The sequence below is a fragment of the Mesorhizobium sp. M4A.F.Ca.ET.020.02.1.1 genome (assembly GCF_004022645.1).
GTDB lineage: Bacteria > Pseudomonadota > Alphaproteobacteria > Rhizobiales > Rhizobiaceae > Mesorhizobium.
The window spans coordinates 1-6,670 of record NZ_RZOI01000306.1 but is presented as its reverse complement, the minus strand read 5'-3'; the positions used below and the strand labels follow the sequence as shown (position 1 = coordinate 6,670).

Genomic DNA, 6,670 nt, shown 5'->3' with positions numbered 1-6,670 from the left:
CCTTGAAGCACTGGCTACCGTGAAGTCGCTGTCTGAATTCGTCGAGCTGCAGACCGCTTTCCTGCGCAAACAGATGGAAAAGTCCGTCGAGCAGGCCAAGGACTTTCAGGCCGTGACCATGAAAGCGGCCGAGGACGTATCCAAGCCGATCAAAGATGCCTTTGAGAAGGCCCTGAAGGAACGCAAGGCTGCCTGATTGCCTGAGGCAACCCGGGCCGGCGCCTCGCGCCGGCTCGGCGCCTGGCAGCCAGGGACTAATTCGTCCAGATCGAGCATCCAACCTTTCGGCCGGTGGCGGGGTCGCGGACGATTTTCGCGGCGATGCGGTGAAGGCCAACACGGTTGGATTTGACTTCCTTGCTGGCGAGGTAGGTCGGATCGCCGACTTCCCAATGATAGCGTGTGTTTGCCGGAGCCCGCTGCCAGGTGAACTTCGAGGCGTAAGCAACCTGACCCGGAACCGTGCGGTCGAAGCGGCAGTCGATGGTCGCCGGCATCAGCCCCTTCGCTGCCATCGCATTGACGACCGCGTCGGCATTGGCCGCTGTCAACCATGCGTCTATGCCGCTGGTCTGGAATGTGTCTCTGCCGCTCGTCCGGTAGGTCATGCATCCTGCAAGGGATGCCAGCAACAGCGCGCCAATCGTTGCGCCTGCTCTGCCTGGCCACTTGCTGCCTGCCCGCCTGCTGCCTGCCTGATTGATGCGCATGCCTCGTCTCCTTCCAAAAGGGTGGATCAGCCGGGCCAGACTGTGCCCGGTGCGGCATACCTGCGTATATTAGGAACTTCACATGCTGCAGCCGTTCATCGGGGGCGCGTCAAAGCCTCGGTTGCCACCCAACCGCCCCTCAGAGTGGAACGGTGCCTGTGGCCACCCCGCCACAACAGTTAGCCAAGTCAGCTCTTAACGCTCCTCACCCTCAAAATTAACCATTCGTTAACCATTCGGCTCCTAGCGTTTACCTATCAGTAAGGAATCGCTTCCCGTGACCTTCGCAGCCCCTGTCGAGACCAAATCCATCCGTTTTCGCGCCCGATCTTTCGTCGCTTTCACGCTCACCCCCGAAGCGCCTCTGGATGTCTGGCTGGAGAGCCTCGACCGCTGGATAGGCAACTCGCCGGGCTATTTTGCCGGGCGGCCGGTGGTGCTCGATTTGAACACTTTGAAGCCGGATATCGCGGCCATTGATTCGCTGGTCGGCGTGCTTGGCCAGCGCGGCATCCGCGTCTATGCCATCGAGATGGACGGCGGCGCCGAGCTTGGCTCGCACCTGCCGCCGAAGCTGATCGGCGCCAAGGAGGCGACCTCCGACGGCCTGCTCTTGCATCCCGGCCGCAAGAAGGGCGAAGAGGGCAAGGCCGAGGAGCAAAGAGCCGAGGACGGCAAGGTGCCGGCGAAGCCCGCGCTGCCGGGCGGCGACACGCTGATGGTACGCACGCCGATCCGTTCCGGCCAGTCGATCTTCCATGCGCATGGCGATGTCATCGTGCTCGGCTCGGTCGCGTCCGGCTCGGAGATCGTCGCCGCCGGCTCCATCCATGTCTATGGCACGCTGCGCGGCCGCGCTTCGGCCGGCGCGCTCGGCAACATTGCGGCCCGCGTCTTCTGCCGCAGGAACGAGGCCGAGCTGATCTCGGTCGACGGCTGGTACACCACCGCCGAGGAGATGGAGAAGGTTTCGCGCGGCAAGGCGGTGCAGGCCTTCCTCGAAAACGACGTGCTGTGCGTGGTGCCGCTGGGGTGAGCGGCGCGAGCGTAAGCCTGGGACCGGTTTCGCGTGCGATGGTCCTGCAACACCGTGCCTGGCACGGCCAACCGAAAGAACAATCGCCAAACGGAGGCATTTCATGGGCAAGGTAGTGGTGGTCACCTCGGGCAAGGGGGGCGTCGGCAAGACGACGTCGACGGCGGCGTTGGGCGCTGCGGTTGCCAAGACCGGCAAGAAGGTGGCGCTGGTCGACTTCGATGTGGGCTTGCGCAACCTCGACCTGATCATGGGCGCCGAGCGGCGCGTCGTGTTCGACCTGGTCAACGTCATCCAGGGCACGGCAAAGCTCTCGCAGGCGCTGATCCGCGACAAGCGGGTGGAGACACTGTTCCTGCTGCCGGCCTCGCAGACGCGCGACAAGGATGCGCTGACCGAGGAGGGCGTCGGCGAGGTGATCGAGCGGCTGCGCTCGGTGTTCGACTATGTCTTCTGCGACAGCCCGGCCGGTATCGAGCGCGGCGCCCAGCTCGCCATGCGTTTCGCCGACGAGGCGGTCATCGTCACCAATCCGGAAGTCAGCTCGGTGCGCGATTCCGATCGCATCATCGGTCTGCTCGACGCCCGCACCATGAAGGCCGAGCAGGGTGATCAGATCGCCAAGCACGTGCTGGTCACGCGCTATGACGCGGCGCGCGCCGCGCGCGGCGAAATGCTTTCCATCAACGACGTGCTGGAGATCCTCTCCACGCCGCTGCTCGGCATCATCCCCGAGAGCCAGGATGTGCTGAGGGCCTCGAACCTCGGCTCGCCAGTGACGCTCACCGACCCGCTGAACACCGCCGCCAAGGCCTATATCGACGCGGCAAGGCGGCTGGAGGGCGAGGACCTGCCGGTGGTGGTGCCCTTCGAGCGCAAGGGCTTTCTCGACCGTCTGCTCGGAAGGAGGGCGGCATGAACATTTTCGACCTCTTCAAGCGGCGCAACAGCGCGCCGGTCGCGCGCGAGCGGCTGCAGCTGCTGCTCGCCTATGAGCGCCAGAGCCGCGGCCAGCCCGATCTCGTCTCTGTCCTGCGCGAGGAGATCATGGCGGTCATTGCCAGGCACGTGCAGATCGACCAGGACTACCTCCAGGTCTCGATGGAGCGCGGCAAGACCATGTCGACGCTGGAAATCGACATCCAGATCCCCAACAAGAGCGCCACGCCGCTGGCGCTGGCGGGGTAGGGTACCAGCATTTGAGTTCCTCGCCCCCGCCAGAGGCGGGGGAGAGGTGGCCGCGCAGCGGCCGGTGAGGGAGCCTGCAACGCTGGCGTTCCCTCTGATCGATTTCAAGGGCCGGCGCGCCGCTCCCTCTCGGCTTCGCCGAGCCACCTTCCCCACTCGGCCATCGTCAATCGCGGATTTGAGCGCAACGCGAAAGCGGATGCGGCGGGAATCTCGCTAGGCGCTAGTCCTATCGGGGGACTTCCCTTGCGGAAGCGGCGGATGTAGAAGGGAACATTAGCAATTCGTTAAGTATCAAGACTGTGTGTGTGTAGAAGGTGTTCGGTCATGAACTTCAAGAAGCTGATCAAGCGTGCCGATGAGGTGGACAGAGCTTTCGAGGAGCTCCAGACGGATTTGGCGGAAGCATTCGATGCCTGTCTCGATGAAGAGCTGCCATTGGAGGACGCCAGCGCCGGGGATGCCGATCCCACGGCGGAAGGCGACGGCCCACGGCCCGAGGCCGATGCGGACAGTCCCGAACACCCGCCACGGCTGACCCCGCACACGCAGACCCGGCTTGCCGCGCTCGGCGCCCTCGACGGCCTGTTCCGCGACGCGCAGGGGCATCTGGAGGAGATCTCCGGCAAGCTCTCCGAGGTCGCCACCTCGCACCATCTGACGCGTGAATTCCTCGGCATACTGCACGGCGACATCTTGCGCGCCAACGAGATGGAACTCACCAATGCCGGACTTGCCGGCGAGCAGCGTGCGCTGTCGGATCAACTCGCCGAGGCGGGGCGCAGGCAGCGCGAGCGCGACGGCGCCTTCGAGGCGCTGCAGCAGCGCGAGGCGGCCCTGGTGCAGGAGCGCGAGACGCTACGCGCGGCGCTCGCGGCGGCGAGGCTCGAGCTCGTCGAGGCGGCCAATGCCGGCGCCCGGCGCGAGGCCGAGTTCGGCGACATCGCCAAGCAGCTTTCGGCCAAGGCCGTCGAGGCCAACCGGAGTGCCAGCGAATGCAAGATGCTGAGGGAAAAGCAGGTCAGCCTGGCGATCGACCTCGACCAGTCGCAGAAGCGCGAGGCCGAGGCGCGCCACAAGCTGGACGAGGTCGCCGCCTCGCATGCCACCGACACGGCCCGCGTCACCGATCTGGTGGCGGCGCTCGGCCGGAGCGAGAAGGAGGAGGCGCGGCTGCAGAAGGCGCTGGAGAGCGCGCAGGCGAAGCTCCAGGAATCGGCCGAGGCGACCAATCTCATGAAGGGCGACCGCGAGGCCGAGCTTGCCCGCGGTCAAGCGGAGATGCGCGGCCTGCGTTCCGAGATCCAGGATCTGCAGGCGCGGCTGGAGCATGCCGCGAGCGAGACGAGCGAGGCGGCGGCCGAGATCGCCAGGCTCAAGGCGCAGGCCAGCGACGCGCTCGCCGAAAAGCAGATCGCCGACGAGAAGCTGGCGGCGCTGCGGAGCGAGAGCGAAACCGACAAGATGAACCTCTCGGCCATCAACGCCAATCTCTCGCAGCTTTCGCTGCAGCAGGCCTCCGAGCAGATCGAGCTCGATATTCAGAAGCAGGAATGCGAGGACCTGCGCGCCGAGGTCGCCACGCTCAACGCCCGCATCAAGGAACTGCTGCCCTATGAGCGCCTGCACCGGGTCACCGCCGCCAGGACCCGCGAGGACAATGTCGTCGAGATCGCCGGTGTGGTCGCCGATCCCGCGCACCCCACGCATCGCCGGCGGGCGCGCCGCCGGTTGCACGCGTCTTAGGTTCTGACGAGGCTTGGCCACCTCTCCCCCACCACCGTGGGGGCGAGGAAAACTCCTCACTCCGGCTGGTAGAGCTCGTCCATGCTGCGCGCGGCCAGCGTCGCGAACGGCGCCTGCTTCTTCACCCTGCCATGGTCGAGGATGACCACGTCGTCGCAGAACGAGATCGTTGAGTGGTGATGGCTGATGACCAGCGTCGTGCGCCGTCCGGCACGTGACTTCAGCGTTTCCACGATCGCCGCTTCCGACAGCCCATCGACCGCGTTGGTCGCTTCGTCGAGGATCAGTATGTCGGGGTCGCGCACCAGAGCCCGCGCCAGCGCGATGCGCTGCCGCTGCCCGGCCGACAGGTTGACGCCGCGATAGCCGGCGACCGTCTGGTAGCCCTGCGGCAGGCGCTCGATGAACTCATGCGCCTCGGCAAGCCGCGCCGCGCGCTCGGCGTCAGCGGCCGTGGCGGTGTCGTGGCCATAGGTGATGTTGTCGAGGATGGTGCCGTCGACCAACTCCAGCTCTTGGCTAGCCAAGGCGATGTGGCGGCGCCAGCCGGACGGATCGATCTGGTCAAGCGGCGCGCCGTCGACGAGGATCTGGCCGCCATCCGGCTCGACGAAGCGGCACAGGAGGTTGACGATCGTCGTCTTGCCGGCGCCGGAGCGGCCGATCAGCGCCGTCGAGCGTCCCGCCTTGATGTCGAATGTCGCGGCGTGCAGCACCGCCGCGCGCTGCTCCTCGCTGGCATAGGTGAAGCTCACGCCCTCGAAGGCAATGCGTTCCCCAAGCCCCGGAAACGGCAAGCTGCCTAGCGGTGGCGCTGGCTTGCCGGCGGGGTCCAGCAGCCAGGTCACTTCCTCCAGCGATCCGGACAGCCCCTGCAACTGGCTCCACGACATCTGCAGTGCGCGCATATGCGGCTGCAGCCGGTAAAGCAGGATGAGGAAGGCGGCGGTCAGCGGGAAGCTGACATTGGCGAGAAAGGCGGCGATCACCGTCGCCAGGAACAGCAGCGCATGCAGCACCTCGGTCAGCGGCGGCAGCGCGCCCTGGCGGGTCGCCAGCACGAAGGCGGCGCGCCGCACGCCGTCGGAGGCCGTGTCGAACGCAGCCTGCTCGCGGTCCTCCTGGCCGAAGATGCGGATCAGGCGCCCGGCATGCACCAGATGCAGCATCTGCGAGGCAAGCGCGCTGTTGCGCGCCGCGACGCTGCGGCTCGGCGCCTTGAGCTGCGCCGACAGCATCGCGTGCGCCAGCTGGACGAGCGCCAGCCCCAGCGTCACCAGCAGAGTCATCTGCCAGGACAGAAGCAGCAGGAAAGCGAGCAGGATGACCGCCGCCGAGGCGCTGACGATCGAGCCGAGCAGGGCCTGGATGGCGTCGGACGCGCGCCAGGATTCGTTGGAGATGATGTTGAGCAGCCGGCCGGGGCTCTGCCGCAGGAAGAAGGGATAGCCGATCCGCAGGAGCCGTTCCGACAGCGCGCTGCGGATCGCGAAGCTCGCCTTGCCGTAGATATGGGCGGTCAGCACCGTGTTGGCGAAGCCGAGCAGGTTCTTGAGCAGGATCGAGCCGAGGATCGCCGCCGAAATGACGACCAGCCGCTCGCGCTCGCCGAGCCCGGCGCCGACCTTCTGCAGCAGCGCCGAGAAGCCGCCCATGCCGGTCGCATCGCCATGGCCCATGATGATGCCGAGCAGCGGGATGATCAGGCCGATGCCTAGGCCTTCGAGCGCCGCGGCGGCAAGGCCAAGCAGCACCACGACCGGCAAGAGGCGCATCAACCTGCCGCCCAGCGCGCCGCGCAGCATCGAGAGCGCCGGTGGCAGCGGCCGGATCATCGCGCCCTGGCCTCGGCTTCGCCCGCTTCGGCGCGGCCCAGTGGCTCCGGCGCCGGCCGCCTTGCGATGACAAGCAGTGCGAACTTCGCCGCGCCGGCCAGGTTCATGGCGACGACGGGCCAATGCGACAGCCTGAGCTCAGGATCGAACTTGGG

At 66.6% G+C, this 6,670-nt stretch carries 7 protein-coding genes; 5 read left to right on the top strand and 2 right to left on the bottom strand.

Going from position 1 to position 6,670, the window contains the following annotated elements:
- Positions 1–196 (top strand): phasin family protein (locus EN742_RS19155; RefSeq protein WP_189375457.1); only part of this gene is annotated, 196 nt, incomplete at its 5' end.
- A 58-nt stretch (positions 197–254) separates the two neighbouring features.
- Here the strand turns inward: EN742_RS19155 and EN742_RS19150 are convergent.
- Positions 255–710, bottom strand: a complete 456-nt coding sequence (locus EN742_RS19150) for a hypothetical protein (RefSeq protein WP_128333152.1) — start codon at positions 708–710, stop codon at positions 255–257.
- A gap of 277 nt (positions 711–987) precedes the next feature.
- Here EN742_RS19150 and minC point away from each other — a divergent pair, with 277 nt between their 5' ends.
- The 4 genes from minC (at position 988) to EN742_RS19130 (ending at position 4,680) form a co-directional block, all read left to right on the top strand.
- On the top strand, positions 988–1,746 hold the full coding sequence (gene minC, locus EN742_RS19145; RefSeq protein WP_127407241.1) for a septum site-determining protein MinC: 759 nt from the start codon (positions 988–990) through the stop codon (positions 1,744–1,746).
- 103 nt (positions 1,747–1,849) lie between these two features.
- Entirely contained in the window at positions 1,850–2,665 is an 816-nt protein-coding gene (minD, locus tag EN742_RS19140) for a septum site-determining protein MinD (RefSeq protein WP_126055419.1), read from the top strand.
- Positions 2,662–2,934, top strand: coding sequence for a cell division topological specificity factor MinE (gene minE / locus EN742_RS19135; RefSeq protein ID WP_126055418.1), 273 nt, complete (start codon positions 2,662–2,664; stop codon positions 2,932–2,934). Before minD ends, minE begins: the two co-directional genes overlap by 4 nt.
- A gap of 327 nt (positions 2,935–3,261) precedes the next feature.
- Complete coding sequence (locus EN742_RS19130) at positions 3,262–4,680, top strand: hypothetical protein (protein ID WP_127407576.1); 1,419 nt, start codon at positions 3,262–3,264, stop codon at positions 4,678–4,680.
- Positions 4,681–4,736: 56 nt separating this feature from the next.
- Here the strand turns inward: EN742_RS19130 and EN742_RS19125 are convergent, their stop codons facing one another.
- Positions 4,737–6,515, bottom strand: coding sequence for an ABC transporter ATP-binding protein (locus EN742_RS19125; protein ID WP_189375454.1), 1,779 nt, complete (start codon positions 6,513–6,515; stop codon positions 4,737–4,739).
- Between the last annotated feature and the right edge of the window lie 155 nt (positions 6,516–6,670).

Bases quoted from the DNA above. Each gene is read 5' to 3' on its own strand.
- EN742_RS19125 (WP_189375454.1), bottom strand. From the start codon at position 6,515: ATGATCCGGCCGCTGCCACCGGCGCTCTCGATGCTGCGCGGCGCGCTG.
- EN742_RS19130 (WP_127407576.1), top strand. From the start codon at position 3,262: ATGAACTTCAAGAAGCTGATCAAGCGTGCCGATGAGGTGGACAGAGCT.
- EN742_RS19150 (WP_128333152.1), bottom strand. From the start codon at position 710: ATGCGCATCAATCAGGCAGGCAGCAGGCGGGCAGGCAGCAAGTGGCCA.
- minD (WP_126055419.1), top strand. From the start codon at position 1,850: ATGGGCAAGGTAGTGGTGGTCACCTCGGGCAAGGGGGGCGTCGGCAAG.
- minE (WP_126055418.1), top strand. From the start codon at position 2,662: ATGAACATTTTCGACCTCTTCAAGCGGCGCAACAGCGCGCCGGTCGCG.